Origin of the sequence: Chryseobacterium sp. MEBOG06 (assembly GCF_021869765.1) — a bacterium.
GTDB lineage: Bacteria > Bacteroidota > Bacteroidia > Flavobacteriales > Weeksellaceae > Chryseobacterium.
Map to the genome: position 1 here is coordinate 4,731,685 of NZ_CP084580.1, position 18,809 is coordinate 4,750,493.

The window sequence follows — 18,809 nt, forward strand, 5'->3', positions numbered from 1 at the left end:
GTAAACACATAATGGCAGGAAAATCTTTAGGAGATAAAAAAGGCTGCTCCAAAAATGAAACAGCCTTCTTAGTAAAAGAATTAAAAGTTATTTCTGAATACCGTAAGCCGCCAGTATTTTATTGAAGATTTCAGTATTTTCAAAAAGTCCTGTGAACTGTTTGGAATTAGGACCATAAGCAAAAACACTGGATGGAATAGAAGTGTGGTCATTGGTACTGAAGTTCCCAAACACCCAGCCTTCTTTAAGGCTTCCATCGAGAAGGGTAAGCCCTCCGGTTTCATGATCTCCTACCACAATCACTAATGTTTCTTTATTTTCATCTGCAAATTTCATTGCTTTTCCAACGATATGATCAAAATCCAGCAGTTCAGTAACAAGCTGCTCAATATTATTGCTATGCCCGCCCCCATCTGTCTGAGAAGCTTCAACCATCATGAAGAATCCTTTTTTATTATTCTTTAAATCATTTAAGGTAAGATCAAATGCATCGGCAAGCCAGTTTCCTCTCCCGTGAGTTATTCTTTGTGAAGCCAATGGGTCAATCACCAATGTCCGGTTGTTTATTTTGGTTACCGCTTTCAGATCCTGATACAAATCAATTTTTGCCTCTTTAAATTTTTGAAGGTTTTCCTGGGACAATCCGCTTGTAGGCCCACCGATCAGAATTTTTGTTTTAGAGGTAACAAAATCTTTCAGAATAGGTTCGGAGCTGTTTCTATTATCAGAATGAGCATAAAAGTCAGCGGGTGTAGCATCTGTGACATCTCCGGTAGAAATCAGCCCTGAAACCATACCTTTATCAGAGATAATATCAGGGATCTGTGCCAGTGCTTTTCCCAAATTGTCTACCCCTACAAATGTATTTTTGGTTTTTACTCCCGTCGCAAAAGCGGTAGATCCCGGTGCTGAATCTGTAATGTAAGCATTGGATGAATTGGTTTTGGACAAACCGGTTGCTTTCATATTAAATACATTCAGCTTTCCTTTGTTTGCCGTAAAGGCGGCATAATATTGCGGTAGAGAAGTCCCGTCCGGAATGAGAAGAATTACATTTTTCACCTTTTTATTGATTCCGTCTGTTTTATAAGTTGGAGTATAGGTAGCGTACTCCTTTGTATTTTTGTAAAAGTTCTTAGGAATCGTGTTCATGAATTTTTTAAGATCCGAAATATGATCGGTATTGATGTAATCCACTCCCATATCCATAAGATTCACCCAGGCATTAGGAAAATCTGGAGCTCCGTAAAACCTCATCGGCTTTTGCTGGGTATGTGCTTTCTCTACTGCTCCTTTTATCTTTTCTGTTTCTTCATCTCTTGGAATGCCTTTTCCGTTCCACTTTACGAGCCCGGGAAGATCAGCACTGAACATTCCGACTCTCTTTAACTGATCCGAAGAATAGCTTTTATCAAGGTCTCCGTCAAAGTAAAGATAATTCGGATAATTTTTAAAATCACCTGGCTGAGGTCTTCCTCCTGTAATAACAATTTTCACCCCTGGATTGCCAGTAATTTCAGGATATTTCTTCAATATACTCACCAATGCATTCAAGGTTGTTTTATAATCCTGCTTGATATCGATTAACAATTGTAATTTTTTATTTGCGTCAGGATAAATATTCCCTTTATTGAGTTTTATCTGCTTTGAAATATTGTCCAGATAAAGATTTTCAAGTGTTCTGTCTGCGGAAAGTTCTTTTTCTGTGTGGGCTACCCAAAGTTTGCCTTTAACCAGGAAAACATCTGCTTCAATGGATCCAAAGTTCGCATAATAAGCCTGCCAAAAAGGGATTTCCTGCATATAATCATTATGGGAATGTGCATTCCCTACATTATAATTCAAATAATTCTGTGCCTGATTTTCGGAAAAGACTGCCAAAGCCAGCAATCCCAATATTTTTGATAATTTCATAAGACCTGTTTAAAAAACCATATCATCACAGATATTTCTGCAATGACATAGTGAATACTATTTAAGATTAAAATTTTACCAACCTTCGTTTTGCTTAATTACCCCATAGCTATTAACGATTTCTGCCTGTGGAACTGCCCAAACGTTATGAATTGCAGGATTGAAGTTTCTTGCTGGCCATACTATTTTTCCGTCTATCCCGTGTAAAGGCTGAGCATAGGCTGCCTGAGCGTCTCCCCAACGTACAAGATCTCTGTGTCTGTCTGCCCATTCACCTGCTAATTCGCAGCGTCTTTCATGCTTCAGATCAGCCATTGTACATCCGGTTTTGGAAGCTAGCCCTGCACGTTTTCTAATGAGGTTAATTTCTGCGTCTGCATTTCCGCCTGACATCAACAGAGCTTCTGCCCTGATAAGGATAACCTCAGCATAACGCATAATCGGAACGGCAAGATCTGTACAAGGATAGTCTCCATTAGCACTTACATGGCCACTATTCAAGGTATATTTGAACGCATCCATGTATTTATTAAACTGATATCCTGTGAGAGAGTTAGAAGATGCATATGTTCTTTCTGTTCCGTTAAAAGTAAATTTATCTCCTAGTTTAAGAACGGTTGCTCCTCTTCTAAGGTCTCCGGCTTCATATTCATCATACAATTCTTTGGTAGGCTGAAAATATCCCCAGCCGTTATATTCTCCCCATCCTTTATTTTCTAACATTACTCCCGGAAGAATGCTTCCCACTGAATTAAATTTTGGCGTACTTGGAATGGACCAGATATATTCTGTACTATAATTATTTTCAGCTTTGAAAACATCTGAATAATTGTTCAAAAGGGTTCTGTTTCCTTTGGTCATTACTTCATTCGCCCAGTATGCTGCATTTTGCCAATCTTTCATAAACAGATATACTTTTGATAAAAGTGCCCATGCCGCTGCTTTATGAGGTCTTCCGTAGTCTTTAGCCGGAAGTTCTGCCTGGCTTGGCAATAATTCGGCTGCTTTTTTCAGGTCATTGACAATGTAATTATAGTTTTCCATTACATTGGCAGCTCTGGGAATTGGGTTGCTTTCTGGTTCTTTGGTACGGTCTAGAATAGGAATACCTGCCTTTTCATTTCCATAACTGTATGCCAGCTCAAAGTACATTCTGCTGCTCATAAATAAAGCTTCTCCCAAATACTTATTTTTAACCGCCTGTGAAGCCTGAATATTATTAACATTACGAATAACACGGTTTGCAACTCCAATCACTGTATATCTCTTATTCCATTGAGTTTCCAGATCACCTGCTGCGATATAATTGCTGCTAAAATTCTTCACATTATCCGCTTCGCTTTTCGATCTTCCTGTTACCATATCATCACTGGCATTGATAAACCAGAAAAAACCTCTGCCATAAAATTCACTGTCGGAAAGTGGCTTATACATAGCGTTAGCTCCGGTAACCAAATCGTTTTCAGTTTTCCAGAAGTTGGCTTCTGTTGGAGTTCCTTCAGGCTCTATATTCAATTCATTGGTACATGAGAGTAATGATGCGGATAGCCCTGTTATTACAATTATTGTATTGAAAAATTTCATCTTTTTACTTTTTAGATTTGTTTTAGATTAAAAACCGACTTCCAGTCCGAAAATAAATGAGCGAGCCTGAGGATATCTTCCGGTATCAACTCCATAGGTTTCCATTCCTACTTCAGGATCAAAGCCTGTATATTTGGTAATGGTAAACAGGTTATTGCTCGTTACATACACTCTTATTTTATTTACATCAAGTTTTTTGTAAAGCTCATGAGGTAATGAATATCCTACTGTAAGGTTCTTCAGTCTTAGATAAGACCCGTCTTCCACATAGAAATCCGAAACTTTGGAATAATTACCACTTGGATCACCTTGTACCACTCTTGGAATATTGGTATTGGTATTCTGAGGAGTCCATGCATTCAGGATATCCCTGTCCATGTTATAATTTTGCCCTGTTCCCCCTGGGTTTAATGAAATAAATTTTAATCCATTAAATATTTTGTTTCCATATACCCCCTGGAAGAAAACATTAAGATCAAAGTTCTTCCATGTCATATTGTAGGATAGTCCGTAAGAAAATTTAGGATATGGATTTCCAAGGTTTACAAAATCATTGTTATTCAATACTCCTGTATTTCCATCTTTCTTCAGAAATTTAATATCCCCCGGTTTAGCATTGGGCTGAATAAGGTTACCGTTGGCATCCTTGTAATTGTCAATTTCTGCCTGGGTCTGGAAAATTCCGTCACTTCTGTAGCCATAATAAGAATAGAGAGATTCTCCTACTTTTATGCGGGTAGGTTTCAATACTCCTCTCACGTTATTACTGTTGATAAAGATCTCATCTACACCCGCCAATTGCTTCGCCGTATTTTTTAGTTGACTAAAAGTAGCGCCTATTGAATAGGTAAAATCACCTGTTCTTTTACTGTTATAATTGATTCCTAATTCAAATCCTTTATCCTGAAATAACCCAGCATTCACATATTGATCAACGTAAGCGGTTGTACTTGAAAGGTTAACATTGAAGATCTGATCTGTAGAGTTTTTAACAAAATAATCAAACTGAAGTGATAGGCTGTTCCGTAAGAATGAAGCATCCACTCCAAAGTTAGTCTGCTCCGATTTACCCCATTTTAGATCCTGATTTGATTTTGTCGTGGCATAATAAGCAATATTCTGTGACGGGTCCTGTCCGAAAATAATATTATTATCACGTATCATTAAAGGGTTAACAGCCTGATAAGAAACACCTCCCAAATTTCCTAAAATACCGTAACTTCCTCTTAATTTTAGATTGGAAAGCCAGGAAATATCGTTCATAAAGTTTTCTTTGGAAACCACCCATCCTCCAGAAATGGAATAATAATTCGCAAACTGATTTTGTTTAGATACCAAAGAGGTACCATCTCTTCTTCCCAGCAAACTGATCATATATTTCCCTGCATAGTCATAGTTGACTCTTGCCAGATAAGATATCAGAGACTGCCTGTATTTGTAACTGTATACTTCCTTATTGGTATCTGCAGCATTCTGAAGATACCTGAAAGCTTCTGCTTCACTTCTAAAATCAAAAGCTTTTGCCCTGAATCCATCTTCAGTTGTTTTCTGAAAAGTAAAACCTGCAAGAAAATCAAAATTATGCTTACCTGTTGTTAACTTATAAGTAAGAAGCTGCTCGGCAAGAGAAGTGGATATATTATTAGATTGATATTCCAGACTATTGGTATCAAATATTTTCCCGATCTCCAATACTCTGGGAGTAAATTCTTTAACATTTCCGATCTTAAATGTCTGGGAAAAATTAGAACGGAATTTTAAATCTTTAGCTAAAGCAATTTCTACATAAGGGTTGATCAAAATCTCATGTGTTGGATTTTGAATGCTGATCCTTTTAAGATAAGCAACTGGATTGATCATATCTCCATACCCTCCTGCCACATCAATTGGTAATCCGGAAAAAGCTCCCGTGGAGGTATATACCGGAACATTGGGTGGATAATACATCGCGGCAACCAAAGCTCCTGTATAACCGTTCTTTGTGTTGGCTGTATTCCCCTCGGAGAAATTATAATACATATTCTCCCCGAATGTCAGCCAGTCTTTCACTTTATGTTCAGAGTTTACCCTGAAATTATATCTTTTTGCCTGAGTGTTCAATAAGATACCCTCAAGATTTCTGTGATTCATACCTACAAAGAATCTGGATTTTTCGCTTCCTCCACTAAGGTTTACATTATATTCCTGGATGGTTCCTGTACGGAAAATTTCCTTCATCCAATCTGTTCTGGTGATTCCACCATCAGCATATTTGTCGGAATTGAAAGCTAGTGGAAGACTATTGAGTTTTCCTGCATTAGTATATGCCTGGCGCATCACGTCCTGGAATTCTGCTGCATTTAGAGATTCTCTCAGCCTCCATGCCTGATTGGTTCCGTATTTAACATCAAAATCAATGGTCAGACTCCCTTTTTTACCTCTTTTTGTGGTAATAAGGATTACTCCGCCGGAAGATCTTGCTCCGTAAATGGCAGCAGCAGCATCTTTAAGCACAGAAATATCCTGAATATCATTAGGATTAATGGCAGGAGTTCCATTAAAAACCACTCCATCCACCACATAAAGAGGAGTTTCTCCGTTCACTCCTCCCAAGCCACGGATATTCACTTTAGGCGAGCCATTAGGATCTCCCCCTTCATTCACTACCGTCACTCCGGCTGCTTTTCCCTGAAGCACTTCTCCTACTCCAGATAAAGATCTTGAACTAAGCTTATCCAGCGACGCCTCTGCAACAGCACCGGATACTTTACTTTTCTTCTGGGTTCCGTATCCTATAACGACAACCTCATCGATGTTTTTTTCCTTTAAGCTGTCTTTTTTTTGAGACAGGAACATCGGCGAAGCAGATATTGCACCAATAAGTAATACCCTACCCGTTAAATAAGTTACTGAGACAGGGATTTTAAATACATTCATGACATCCTTTTTAATTAGATGCAAAATTAGACCAGCACTTCCCCTCTATTCATTAAGATTTCCTTATGTTTTTATTAAGAAATTTTAGGCTTTTTAAATCACTCTACCCAAGAGCGAAATCATAATAATCTTATTACCAACACTATAAACAAATAAAGTAATCATTCCATTTATCATCTTCAGCATGAGGAATATTAAGTTTCTTTTAAGTTTAACTAGGTAAAAAGAAGCACTAAAAAAATAACCTCTGATTTTTCAGAGGCTATTTTGAATGTAATAATGTTTATTAAGATGGATCAAGAAAAAGTAATTTTATCTATAGACAATTATATCTTTTATGATCTTACCTCCATAGAAAACTCGCTCATCATTGGTAAAATAAAAATTATTCTTCTTTTCATAATATTCTGTGGCATTTCTTTCAATTGGATCTACCCATTTGATTAATAGTGTAATTGCATTATTAAATCCCATTTCTTTATTTGCAAATTTAAATCTTGAGTCAGCAGATATTGTTTTTTTTCTACCCATTGAAAATGACCAAGCTGTTTTAGGCTGTATCAAAGTCATATCATTTAAAAGTGTTGAAAAAGGTTTATTAATATAGTTTGCTTTATTTGCTTCAAACTGTTTTAAATAGTTTAAAGTATCCAACTGAGCATTGATTAAAATACTTCCCAGTAATAATATAAATACAGTTATCATTTTATTGTTTTTCATATTTCATTTATTTTAAATTACAATCCGGTGTCTGCTTATAAGTACTTATTGATAATGGAACTCCGTTTACGTTTATATTATTTTTATTCTCTTCCACAAATATAGAACTAAAGTTTCCTGAAGAATCAGCCTGACTTAAAGTAGCTCCCACATCATATTTAGATAAAACGAATGCCATTCCATTAGCCAGTGCATCATCTTGAGAATATCCTTGATTGATAAACTGTGTCATTGCACTTTCAAAGCTTACATATATAGGGGAAGTAGTCTGCCAATGTGAGGTTGACATATCAAGATTACTACCTGCAGAATAATTTGCTACAAAATTGGCATATTTTACAGGATCAATAATTGTTAAAGCATAACCTATCCCACCGTTTGCAAAAACAAAAAAAGTTGTGAAATTTGAATTAATAGCATTCGCCCCCTGAAGCGAATAAATATCACCTGCAGAAAAACAGTTATACAAATCTACTGTATGAGTATGAACTCCTCCTTCGATGGACAGATTAGGATTATTAGCCTGGACTCCTACCTGATTTCCTGCTGTAGATGTTTTAATTGGCGTAGTATCATAATTTCCATTAGAATCTTTTCCATATGAAAAAGATTTTTCATTAGTATCTGTACTTAAAGTACCTGTGATCTCTCCTTTTGCGGCTGCAACTTTAGCTTTATTTATTAGTTCTTTAGCTTTAGTATTACTTTCAGAGGCTTTTTGGCAGGGATCTTTTGGTTCTGGAGGATTTCCACCACAATTCTGGAACATAGAACACCCTCCGGTTGGCGGTGGTGTATTTCCTCCACCGCCACCTTGTCCGGGATATATTCCTACTTCGAAACTAGGTAAGTAGGGCCCCCGTGGTGGTGGAATATTAATTTCTCCAATGTCACATGGATCTCCCGCACTTCCTCCGCAAGGTCCAGTATCTTCATCTACTCCCCCACGCGAACCATAAGCTGTTTTGTTAATATAAGCAGAACGAAACCTCTCTAAAACCATTTGATTGTATTCTTCGTTTTGAGTAAGCGTTCCAAACGTTACAAAAGTTTCCGCATTACGAAGAGCTCCTACTATGATACCTGTAACGTTTCTATTTTCTACAATAGGAAAATACACCCATATCTGTCCATCATCTAGCTTTATAGGCTGGGAGGATATACTGAAGTCAACATACTTCAATGCAACGCTACTTTTCTGCAGTGTAAAATTATTTTCAGAAAGTTTTAGTCCGGTAAAATCAGAATTATGAATCCGATCATATTCCTTAAAAAGAAAAGCAAAACCATTAGGGTAATCTACTTTCCCACTAGCAGCAGGGCGGCTAAATACCTGGAATTTGTTGGAATAATATTCTTCATCTTTGGAAGATATATTCATCATTGGTTCTGCAGGATTGCAAGAATACGGATAAAGCAATCAACAGCACAAGCCGTAAAATATTTTTTTCCTTCATAAGCATTTTGTTTTTAGCTTGTCAAATATAATATTTTTCCACAACTGATGAATTATCATAGATATTTCTGACCTATTTTAGAAAATCATGATCTATTTTCGGATATGATCTATAGCTGAGTTCATTATTCTTTTTTTACATTTGCTGAAATTAAAATCATACGAATTAAATGACCATTATCATCACAGGAACCTCATCAGGAATCGGATTTGCACTGGCCGAATATTTCGGTAAAAAAGGACACAAAGTATATGGACTAAGCCGAAAACATACAGAAAGCCAGTATTTTCAATCGATCCCGACGGATGTTACCAACAACAATGCTGTTCAGAATGCTATTGCTGAGGTGCTAAAAACAGAAACCAGAATTGATGTACTGATCAATAATGCAGGAATGGGAATGGTAGGCGCTGTGGAAGATTCTACAAAAGAGGATATCTCAAAACTTTTCAACCTGAATCTTATAGGACCTGTTCAAATGATGAGTGCCGTACTTCCTAAAATGCGTGAAAATAAATTCGGAAAAATCATCAATGTATCCAGTATCGGAAGTGAAATGGGACTCCCTTTCCGAGGATTCTATTCTGCTTCAAAATCTGCTCTGGACAAGGTAACGGAAGCCATGAGATATGAGGTTTATCCATGGAATATTGATGTATGCTCACTTCATTTGGGAGATATCAAAACAAATATTGCCGACAACAGAGTAATTGCTCAGGTTTCTCAGCCGTATAAAAATATCTTTGACAAAGTGTATGCCCTGATGAATTCCCATGTGAATGAAGGAACAGAACCACTGGAAGTAGCAGAATACATTGAAAAGCTTTTAGGAAAAAATAAATGGAAAGCTCATTATTATTTTGGTAAATTCGGGCAAAAAATTGGTGTTCCTCTGAAATGGATACTTCCCCAGGGAACTTATGAAAATTTAATGAAGAAATATAATAAACTGGACTAGTTTCAGTTTTATAAACAGTTATTTAATTATTGTATTTTTTGAACCATTAGAAAGTAATAAGCAGTTAAGAATTATTAAGATGAACTTTTTTAAAATAAGAATGATTCATTTTAAAATGATCTTGGTGGTTTAAGCAAATTGAGCATTGAAATTATTCCTTAAAATATTTTTTGTAATGTTCTGCGTTTTTACACAAGCGCAGAAGAAGCATTATTGGCTGATTGACACAGAAACTAAAGTTAGAAAAAAAGTAAAAGATTCTGTCTCCGCAGTAAAATTCCTGGACTCTCTGGCTCAGAATAATTACTTCTTCACACAGCTGAAAAATGTAAAAATAAAAGGTGACAGTACCGAAATTTTCTACGATAAAGGCAAGAATTTTAATGAAACGTATATTGACCTCTCGGACTCTCTTGCTCAGAAATTAAATATCCGGAAAGATTTTTTTACTAAAAATTTAGATTCTACTAAGAAGAGCATTAACAAAATTTATATTGAAGACGGATATTCCTTCAGCAGAATCAAGTCTAAATATAAAGGGCAGAAAAATGGATTCCCTATCGTGGAGCTTGATATTAATAAGAATGATAAAAGAACGATCGACGGTTTTGTTGTAAAAGGATATGAAAAGGTTCCAAGAAGATTCATCAAAAATCTGGAAAAGGAATTTAAAGGAAAGAATTATGATGAAAAAAATCTTCTATCTATCAACAAGAATTTTCAGAGTCATCCTTTCTTAACACTGGAACGGCAGCCACAGACGCTATTTACCAAGGATTCCACGAATATTTACTTATTTTTGGAAAAGAAAAAAACCAATACTTTTGACGGAGTTATTGGCTTTGGAAATGATAAATCCTCCAAATTCACTTTAAATGGGACCATGAACGTCAATTTCAGGAATATGTTTAATGGTTTTGAAACGGTTAATCTATACTGGCAGCGGAATCCGGATAAAGGGCAGACTTTTGACCTGCAGGTAGATATTCCTTATCTTTTTAAGTCCAATGTAGGGATGAATAGCAAGGTCAATATCTACAGACAGGATTCTACTTTTGCTAATGTAAAATTCCTTCCTGCCTTTTATTACCATCTTAACAACCGCAATAAAATCGGTATCAGAGGAACTTTAGAGTCATCTACTATTATTGATACATTATACGTTCAGGGAAAAGATTACAACAAACAAGGGATCGGGGTCTGGTATGAAATGACTGAGCCTACAGATATTGATCTTTTTCTTTATAAAACAAAGATCACTGCCGGATACGATTTCTTAACGACCACCTATACCAAAGATAATATCAAAGCAACCCAGAATCAGTTTTACTTTTATGGTGAGCACAATTATCATATCTCCGGAAATCATTTCCTCAATATAAAAGGCGAAGGCCGGATGATGGATTCTAAAATGGAATTTTCAACCAATGAATTATTCCGGTTCGGAGGATGGAATTCCTTACGGGGATTCAATGAAAACTCTCTTGCCGCCGATTTTTATTATTATGGAAGTTTAGAATACCGGTATTTAATTGGCAATCAGGCCTTTTTTGACGTCTTTGGACAGTACGGGCAGCTCAACAACAAATCGCTGAATCTCAAGCCAAAGCTCTACAGCGTCGGGCTTGGATTCAATTTCTTTATTCCTATAGGCTTAATGAGTTTCCAGCTTTCGAATGGTAATGAGTTTGGAAATCCGTTTAAGTTTAATGACATCAAGATTCACTGGGGAATCTTAAGCAGGTTCTAAAAATTAAATCAGTACGAAAAAAGACTTCTAACTTTTCATCTACTTCTTTATCCTTTTTTCATTACTATTATTACTATGTATAATAAAGCAAAAACTCTGATATAACAGGCGTTTTCCAGTTTACCATTATATTAATTATATCTGTTAAAGAATATTAAAATCGTATTTTTATTGTAATACAGTATTAAAATACTGGTAATAATACACCGCTAAATTTGCCTTCAAAAAAAAATGAAGAAAACTCTAGCTACTTTTGCCGTTTTTTTACTTCCTCTTTATTTTACTGCCCAGGAGATTAATATTTCCGGAAATGTAAAATCTGAAAACGGCTCAAGTGTTTCCGGTGTCAGCATTACTGATAAAAACACAGGAAAGACCGCTACTACGGATAATAATGGTAATTTCACTATTTCTGCCAATCCTAAAGATATTCTTGAATTTTTTGCTCCGGATTTTTCTGTTTATACTGTTGAGGTTTCTTCAAAAAAACAATATTCGGTTGTTTTAAGAAAAGCTAATGAAAAGCAGATTGAGGGTGTTGTAATTACTGCTTTAGGAATTGCCAAGAAGAAGGAGAAAATTGGATATTCTACTCAGGAAGTAGGAACGAAACAGTTTGAAACCATTACTACTCCAAGTATAGGAAATCTATTCTCAGGGCAGGTTGCGGGTCTTAGTGTATCTAATCCAACAGGGATGCAGCAGGCCCCCCAATTTACATTGAGAGGAAATTCCAACGTGATTTTTGTAATTGATGGTGTCATTGTTGAAAAGGAAGTTTTTCAAAATTTAGATCCCAACAATATTGAAAACATCAACGTACTAAAAGGGGCTACAGCTTCTGCTTTATATGGTTCAAGAGGTCGCTACGGAGCCATTCTGATCACCACTAAAAGTGCCAAAAAGAAAGGGTTCTCTGTAGAATTCTCTCAAAATACAATGATTACGGCTGGGTTTACCAATCTTCCAAAAACCCAGACAGAGTACGGAAACGGATCTCACGGGAAGTACGAATTCTGGGACGGAGCTGACGGTGGAGTAAATGATGGAGATATGATCTGGGGGCCAAAATTTGTTCCCGGACTAAAAATCGCTCAATGGAACAGCCCTATCAGAGATAAAACGACCGGACAGGTAGTCCCTTGGTATGGAGCCGTGACAGGCACTCAGTATGATGATAAATCAAGGTATGAAAGAGTTCCTATTGACTGGAAATATCACGATAACTTAAGTACCTTTTTAAAGCCTGCAGTAATCAACAATAATAATTTTGCAATCAGCTACAGGGACAATAAAGACACCTATCGTTTATCAGGGAACTTCATGAATTATGATGACAGAGTTCCCAATTCATATCTGCAGAAATATGGAATCAATTTCTCAGCTGAAAATCATCTGGGAGATAAGTTGATTTTTAATACAAAATTCAATTTCAATCAGGCTTTTACTCCTAATGTTCCCAATTACGATTATAATCCCAGCGGACATATGTACACCATTCTTATCTGGATGGGAGGTGATGTAGACGGAAAGGCTCTTAAGAATCATATGTGGATTCCCGGAAAGGAAGGAAGAGCACAGGCCAACTGGAATTATGCCTGGTATAACAACCCTTGGTTCGGGGCTGAATATTATAAAAATCAGAACAGAACCAATATCATCAATGCTCAAACAGGATTAGAGTATAAAGCCACTAAAGATCTTTCGGTAAAAGGTAAAGTATCTATTGTTGAAAATCACAGCAAGGGAGAAATATTCAGTCCTTATTCTTATTTCAATTACAACGCGCCAAGAAGTGGAGGTTATATTTTAAAAGATGATAAAACCTGGAACCTCAATTATGATGTCTTAGCCACTTACAAGAAAAAAATATCTGATAATTTCGATTTCACCATCAATGCCGGAGGGTCAACATTCTACTATAAAAATAATACGAATGAAACTTCCACAGATGGATTGAAAATTCCGGAATTATATACGTTTGAAAACTCTATAGGAGCACTTAAAAAGTATAAATACCTGAAAGAAAAGCTAATCTACAGTGCTTATTCAACAATTGACATCGGATTGTATAATGCGTTCTTTATTAATATTTCAGGCCGTAACGACTGGTCTTCTACGCTGCCAAAAGCCAACAGGTCTTACTTCTACCCGTCAGCATCCATCAGTGCAGTAATTTCTAATCTGGTAAAAATGCCGGAAGCTATTAATATGCTGAAGCTTTCTGCTTCATGGGCAAAAGTAGCCTATGATTTTCAGCCGTATTCTATCAGAAATTATTATCTGAACAACAAAGGAATCACTTTCAATGGTAATCCCACTTATTACTATCCTACTATACTCAATGTAGAAAATTCTTTAAAGCCTGAGCAGACAAAATCTTATGAACTGGGATTAAGTGCAGGTTTCCTGAACAACAGAATTACATTAGATGCTACTTATTTCAGAACATTGGATTATAACAACATCCTGGAGTTCCCTGCTGCAGAATCATCAGGCTTTACCTCTCAGTATGTAAATGGTAATGAATATACAACCAAAGGATTTGAAATCTCTCTTGGGCTGGTTCCCGTAAAAACAGCTGATTTCACATGGAAAACCTTAATCAACTGGAGTACTTATGAGCAAAAGCTAACTTCTATTTACGACAATATGCCCAATTATAAGAATATTAAGCTGGGTGAAAGAATGGACAGCTACTATGATTATACCTGGCAAAAATCTCCGGACGGAAAAGTAATTCTGGATGCCAAATCAGGGATGCCAACAAGAGCGAATGCTCCAAGCAACTTAGGGCATTTCAACCCGGATTGGACGTTTGGATTCAACAACAACTTTAAATATAAAAAGTTCTCTTTAAATATTGGAATTGACGGTAGTATCGGCGGTGTCATGAGGTCACAGGTCGTTGAAAAAATGTGGTGGGGAGGCAAACATCCTAATTCAGTTGCTTACAGAGATCTTGAATATGCCAATCCCGGGAAGTACTTCTTTGTACCGGATGGGGTAAACTACAATCCTACTACAGGCCTTTATACCCCGCATACAACAGCCATCAGCTTCCAGGATTGGGCTCAGAACTATCCTTATCAGGCAAGAGTAACGGAAAGTGAAAGTAAGGAATTTGCTAACGTTTTCGACAGGACTTTCATTAAGCTAAGGTCTGTAGTTCTGGAGTATGATTTTTCTTCATTACTGAATCCAAAAGGAATGATAAAAGGTTTCACAGCCAACATCTCTGCCTATAATTTGGCAATGTGGAAAAAGTCAAAAAATCTTTATTCCGATCCTGACTTTCAGATCAGATCAGGAAGAGACGGAGATGTCAGCAACGATATTCAGGATCCTTCCAGCAGATGGTTCGGAATCGGATTCAATCTTAAGTTTTAACTAAAAAGTACGGTATTACAATGAAAAACAATATAAATAAGGCAGATAAATCAGCCAGATGGCTTACTATCAAATCTCTGATGCTTGCAGGAGTATTAGCATTAACTTCCTGTAAATCCAACTTAGATACAATCAATGAGAATCCTAATGACCCTTCAAGTGTAGATCCTACCTATCTTCTTACCTACGTTTCAAAATACACTTTCCAGGTGAATGGTGATAATATGTATGCGTCAAGAATGATGATTGGTACTGATGGCGAAAATGCCTATCAGTATATGAAATGGAATGATGCATCGTTTGAAATTTATACAAAAGGACTCCTGAATACGGTAAAAATGATGCAGGAGGCCGAAAAAAGAAATAATAAAAATTATGTTGCCATTGGAAAGTTCTTCAGAGCTTATCATTTCTTTAATATCAGCTTAAAGGTAGGCAGCATTCCTTATTCTGAAGCAGCAAAGGGCGAAGCCGGAATTACCCAGCCCAAGTATGACAGTCAGGATGCTGTCATGTCCGGAATTTTATCAGAATTAAAAGAAGCGAATGATCTTATTAATACCAATGATAAAATTGAAGGCGATATTATCTACAACGGAGATGCTTCAAAGTGGAAAAAACTGATCAATTCGTTCCGACTGAAAATTTTGATTACCTTATCTAAAAAAACGACTGTAGGAAATTACAATATTGCCACAGAATTTGCATCAATAGCGGGAAGCCAGCCTTTAATGTCTTCCATTGCAGATAATGGTGAACTTAAATTTGCAGATGCAGCAGACAGCAGGTATAGTATGTTCAACAACAGTGGATATGGTTCCAGCTTATATATGGCAGATTATTTCATTAATATGTTCAAGGACAGGCATGATCCCCGTTTGTTCACCTTTGCAGCACAGACTACAGGAGCTAAAGAAGCCGGAAAAGCAATTACCGATTTTACAGCATACAACGGTGGAAACCCTACCTCTCCTTATTCTGACAATGCGGCATTGATCACAGCAAAAAACATTTCTAAGGTAAACGATCGTTTTTATAAAGACCCTACTAATGAGCCTTCGTCTGTACTGAGCTATCCCGAATTAGAATTCATTTTAGCCGAAGCTGCTGCCAGAGGATGGATTTCCGGATCTGCAAAAACACATTATGATAATGCTATCAAAGGAAGTTTCAATTTTTATCAGACCTATGTGAAAAATCCGGGACAATATTTCTCAGGTTTTGATGTAAACCAGTATCTGGCAACCCCTTTGGTGGTTTATAACAATGCTGATCCGTTACAGGTACAATTGGAAAAAATCATGACCCAAAAATATATGACCATGTTCCATCAGGCACAGTGGACCTCTTATTATGATTATCTGAGAACCGGATATCCTAATTACCCTTTAAAGGCCGGAGTGGCTGCACCGTTCCGATTCAGATATCCACAGTCGGAATATAATTATAACAGCAGTAATTTGAAAGCTGCTCTGGCAAGCCAGTATGGAGGGAATGATAATATTAACTCTAAACCGTGGTGGTTACAGTAGAAATCTGATTATTTTTATACACAAACAAAGAAACCGCAGGAAAATCCTATTAACTTGCGGTTTCTTTCTTATTACGATTGAACATGAACAGAAGAGAATTTTTAGAAAAATCAAGTATTTTATTAGCAGGATTGGGAACTTCAAGTGTTCTGCACCCTTCTATTTTAAAAGCTTTAGCAATCGACCCGGCAGCCCAGTCTACTTTTTATGATGCAGAACATGTCGTAATCCTGATGCAGGAGAACCGGTCATTTGATCATGCATTTGGAGCCCTTAAGGGGGTTCGTGGCTTTTTGGATAAAAGAGCTTTTGTAAAGCAAGACGGACATTCCGTATTCTTTCAGAAGGAAAACTCTGGAAAATATGCTGCTCCAGCCCGTCTGGATCTGAGAAATACCAAAGCAACATGGATGAGTTCACTTCCTCATTCCTGGGAAAATCAGCAGCATGCTCTCAATAAAGGAAAATATGATCAATGGCTCCAGGCAAAAGCTTCGGGAAATAAAGATTATAAAAATATCCCATTGACGTTAGGATATTATAACCGGGAAGATCTCCCTTTTTATTACCAGCTTGCCGACGCTTTTACGATATTCGATCAGTATTTCTGCTCTTCACTTACCGGAACTACTCCGAACAGATTGTTCCTCTGGTCCGGAACCTTAAGAGAGCAGCAAAACGGGAAGGCAAGGGCCAATGTAGTGAATGAAAATATTGATTACGATAAATCCAGACAAGCCAAATGGAAAAGTTTCCCTGAGATTTTGGAGCAGCAGAATGTCTCATGGAGGATTTATCAGAACGAAGTAAGCCTTCCAAAAGGAATGTCCGGAGAACAGGAGGCGTGGCTAAGTAATTTTACGGATAACCCAATTGAATGGTTTTCAAAATATAATGTAAAGTTTTCAAAAGGATATTTTGAAAATATTCCCAATATCATTACCTACCTTAAACAGGAAATTGAAAAAAATCCTAAACAGAAAGAAAGACTGGAAACCCTGATTTCCGAATTGCAGGAAGATCAGGTAAAATATCACCCGGATAATTATTCAAAACTATCAAAAGAGGAGAAAAACCTTCACGAAAAAGCTTTCACTACAAACTCTAATGATCCTGATTACTGGAATCTGGAGATTGGAAAGGATGAAAACGGAGAAAGACTGGTTGTACCTAAAGGAGATGTTCTGTTTCAGTTCCGTAAAGATGTAGATGAGAAAAAACTTCCATTGGTATCATGGCTGGTTGCCCCTGAACATTTTTCTGATCATCCAGGATCACCTTGGTATGGAGCATGGTATATTTCAGAGGTTTTAAATATTCTGACCAAGGATCCTGAGACCTGGAAAAAAACAATATTCATCATCAATTACGATGAAAACGACGGGTATTTTGATCACGTGCTTCCATTTGCACCGCCCATTAATCCAAGCCAACCGGTTGATATGAACGGAAAAGACGGTGTGGAGTATGTCGACAGATCGCAGGAATATATGTCTAATCCTTCTTTAAAAGATTATGAAAAAGTAGAAGGAACAGTAGGTCTTGGATACAGAGTTCCAATGATCATCGCTTCTCCTTGGACGAAAGGAGGTTTCGTAAATTCTGAAGTTTCAGATCATACTTCCGTATTGCAGTTTCTGGAGAAATTCATCATGAAAAAATTCAAAAAAGATGTTCATATTGACAACATCAGTGACTGGAGAAGGGCAATATGCGGAGATCTTACATCAGCATTCAACTCATCAAATGTAGCTGCCCCTCAGATGGATTATCTGAATCAGAAAGAGTATGCTAAAACCATTAACGCCGCTAAAAATAAACCGGTCCCTGATTTGAAATGGTATTCTGAAAACGAGCTTATTGACGATTTGCTTGAGATTCAGGAACGAGGGTTGAAGCCTTCCAATCCATTACCATATCATTTCCATGTGAATTTAGAAGCTGGAAAAATAAAAATGGTGAATCTGAAAGAGAATGGAGTTCCTTTACTGGTTTATGACAGAACTCAATTCAGCAATAGCAATTATCATTTTTCTTATGCTCTATATTCCAGACAGGAACTAACCCATGCGGTACATTCGGGAGCATATGATTACGAAGTTTTTGGTCCCAATGGCTTTTTCAGGAAGTTTAAGGGGGATTCCGGTTCTGAATTGGAGGTCATATTAGTCAATAATACCTCTAAGAACCAGGTTGAAATGATCATCAGAAACAACAAAAAGAAAAATATTTCTATCAGCCTGGAAGATGTGTATGGTAAAACTAAAAAGACTATATCATTACAAAAGCCGGAAGATAAAATATTTCTTGATCTTAGCAAAAATAAAGGGTGGTATGATTTTAAAATCACTCACGAAGACCGGCTATGGCATTTTGCAGGAAGAATAGAAACTGGAAAAGTTTCTGTTTCTGACCCTCACTGGGCATAGAAAAAAATTAGAGTTATTTTGAAAAACCTGTACCTACCTGTACAGGTTTTTCAATAGCCAATAGTGAAATATATCTCAACTATATTGCATTACTTTAAACAAATAAACAACAATATAAAAAATATAATATATTTTTTTCACAGTAAGCTGAATTTTGTT

The 18,809-nt window shown here is 36.8% G+C and carries 10 protein-coding genes; 5 read left to right on the plus strand and 5 right to left on the minus strand.

Annotation, left to right across the window (positions count from 1 at the left end; all coding sequences use genetic code 11):
* Positions 1–87: 87 nt before the first annotated feature.
* From LF887_RS21645 to LF887_RS21665, 5 genes are all read right to left on the minus strand, one after another.
* A complete protein-coding gene (locus tag LF887_RS21645; protein WP_236856324.1) occupies positions 88–1,914 on the minus strand; it encodes an alkaline phosphatase in 1,827 nt (608 codons plus the stop codon).
* A 75-nt stretch (positions 1,915–1,989) separates the two neighbouring features.
* The gene (locus LF887_RS21650) at positions 1,990–3,498 is read right to left on the minus strand and encodes a RagB/SusD family nutrient uptake outer membrane protein (RefSeq protein ID WP_236856325.1); all 1,509 of its coding nucleotides are present in this window, start codon (positions 3,496–3,498) and stop codon (positions 1,990–1,992) included.
* Positions 3,499–3,525: 27 nt separating this feature from the next.
* Positions 3,526–6,414, minus strand: coding sequence for a SusC/RagA family TonB-linked outer membrane protein (locus LF887_RS21655; RefSeq protein ID WP_236856326.1), 2,889 nt, complete (start codon positions 6,412–6,414; stop codon positions 3,526–3,528).
* Positions 6,415–6,726: 312 nt separating this feature from the next.
* The gene (locus tag LF887_RS21660) at positions 6,727–7,134 is read right to left on the minus strand and encodes a hypothetical protein (RefSeq protein ID WP_236856327.1); all 408 of its coding nucleotides are present in this window, start codon (positions 7,132–7,134) and stop codon (positions 6,727–6,729) included.
* Between the two features lie 7 nt (positions 7,135–7,141).
* On the minus strand, positions 7,142–8,518 hold the full coding sequence (locus LF887_RS21665; RefSeq protein ID WP_236856328.1) for a hypothetical protein: 1,377 nt from the start codon (positions 8,516–8,518) through the stop codon (positions 7,142–7,144).
* Positions 8,519–8,760: 242 nt separating this feature from the next.
* On the opposite strand from LF887_RS21665, the gene LF887_RS21670 reads away from it, so the two are divergent.
* The 5 genes from LF887_RS21670 (at position 8,761) to LF887_RS21690 (ending at position 18,650) form a co-directional block, all read left to right on the plus strand.
* A complete protein-coding gene (locus LF887_RS21670; RefSeq protein WP_236856329.1) occupies positions 8,761–9,549 on the plus strand; it encodes an SDR family oxidoreductase in 789 nt (262 codons plus the stop codon).
* A gap of 175 nt (positions 9,550–9,724) precedes the next feature.
* Positions 9,725–11,299, plus strand: a complete 1,575-nt coding sequence (locus LF887_RS21675) for a hypothetical protein (protein WP_236856330.1) — start codon at positions 9,725–9,727, stop codon at positions 11,297–11,299.
* A gap of 231 nt (positions 11,300–11,530) precedes the next feature.
* Complete coding sequence (locus LF887_RS21680) at positions 11,531–14,689, plus strand: SusC/RagA family TonB-linked outer membrane protein (protein ID WP_236856331.1); 3,159 nt, start codon at positions 11,531–11,533, stop codon at positions 14,687–14,689.
* Between the two features lie 20 nt (positions 14,690–14,709).
* The gene (locus tag LF887_RS21685) at positions 14,710–16,221 is read left to right on the plus strand and encodes a SusD/RagB family nutrient-binding outer membrane lipoprotein (protein ID WP_236856332.1); all 1,512 of its coding nucleotides are present in this window, start codon (positions 14,710–14,712) and stop codon (positions 16,219–16,221) included.
* Positions 16,222–16,304: 83 nt separating this feature from the next.
* Positions 16,305–18,650 carry a phosphocholine-specific phospholipase C gene (locus tag LF887_RS21690; protein WP_236856333.1) on the plus strand — a complete coding sequence of 782 codons (2,346 nt, stop codon included), beginning with the start codon at positions 16,305–16,307 and terminating at the stop codon, positions 18,648–18,650.
* The last annotated feature ends 159 nt before the right edge of the window (positions 18,651–18,809 follow it).

Excerpts from the sequence above, each read along its gene's own strand:
- LF887_RS21645 (WP_236856324.1), bottom strand. The coding sequence starts at position 1,914 with ATGAAATTATCAAAAATATTGGGATTGCTGGCTTTGGCAGTCTTTTCC.
- LF887_RS21650 (WP_236856325.1), bottom strand. The coding sequence starts at position 3,498 with ATGAAATTTTTCAATACAATAATTGTAATAACAGGGCTATCCGCATCA.
- LF887_RS21655 (WP_236856326.1), bottom strand. The coding sequence starts at position 6,414 with ATGAATGTATTTAAAATCCCTGTCTCAGTAACTTATTTAACGGGTAGG.
- LF887_RS21660 (WP_236856327.1), bottom strand. The coding sequence starts at position 7,134 with ATGAAAAACAATAAAATGATAACTGTATTTATATTATTACTGGGAAGT.
- LF887_RS21665 (WP_236856328.1), bottom strand. The coding sequence starts at position 8,518 with ATGATGAATATATCTTCCAAAGATGAAGAATATTATTCCAACAAATTC.
- LF887_RS21670 (WP_236856329.1), top strand. The coding sequence starts at position 8,761 with ATGACCATTATCATCACAGGAACCTCATCAGGAATCGGATTTGCACTG.
- LF887_RS21675 (WP_236856330.1), top strand. The coding sequence starts at position 9,725 with ATGTTCTGCGTTTTTACACAAGCGCAGAAGAAGCATTATTGGCTGATT.
- LF887_RS21680 (WP_236856331.1), top strand. The coding sequence starts at position 11,531 with ATGAAGAAAACTCTAGCTACTTTTGCCGTTTTTTTACTTCCTCTTTAT.
- LF887_RS21685 (WP_236856332.1), top strand. The coding sequence starts at position 14,710 with ATGAAAAACAATATAAATAAGGCAGATAAATCAGCCAGATGGCTTACT.
- LF887_RS21690 (WP_236856333.1), top strand. The coding sequence starts at position 16,305 with ATGAACAGAAGAGAATTTTTAGAAAAATCAAGTATTTTATTAGCAGGA.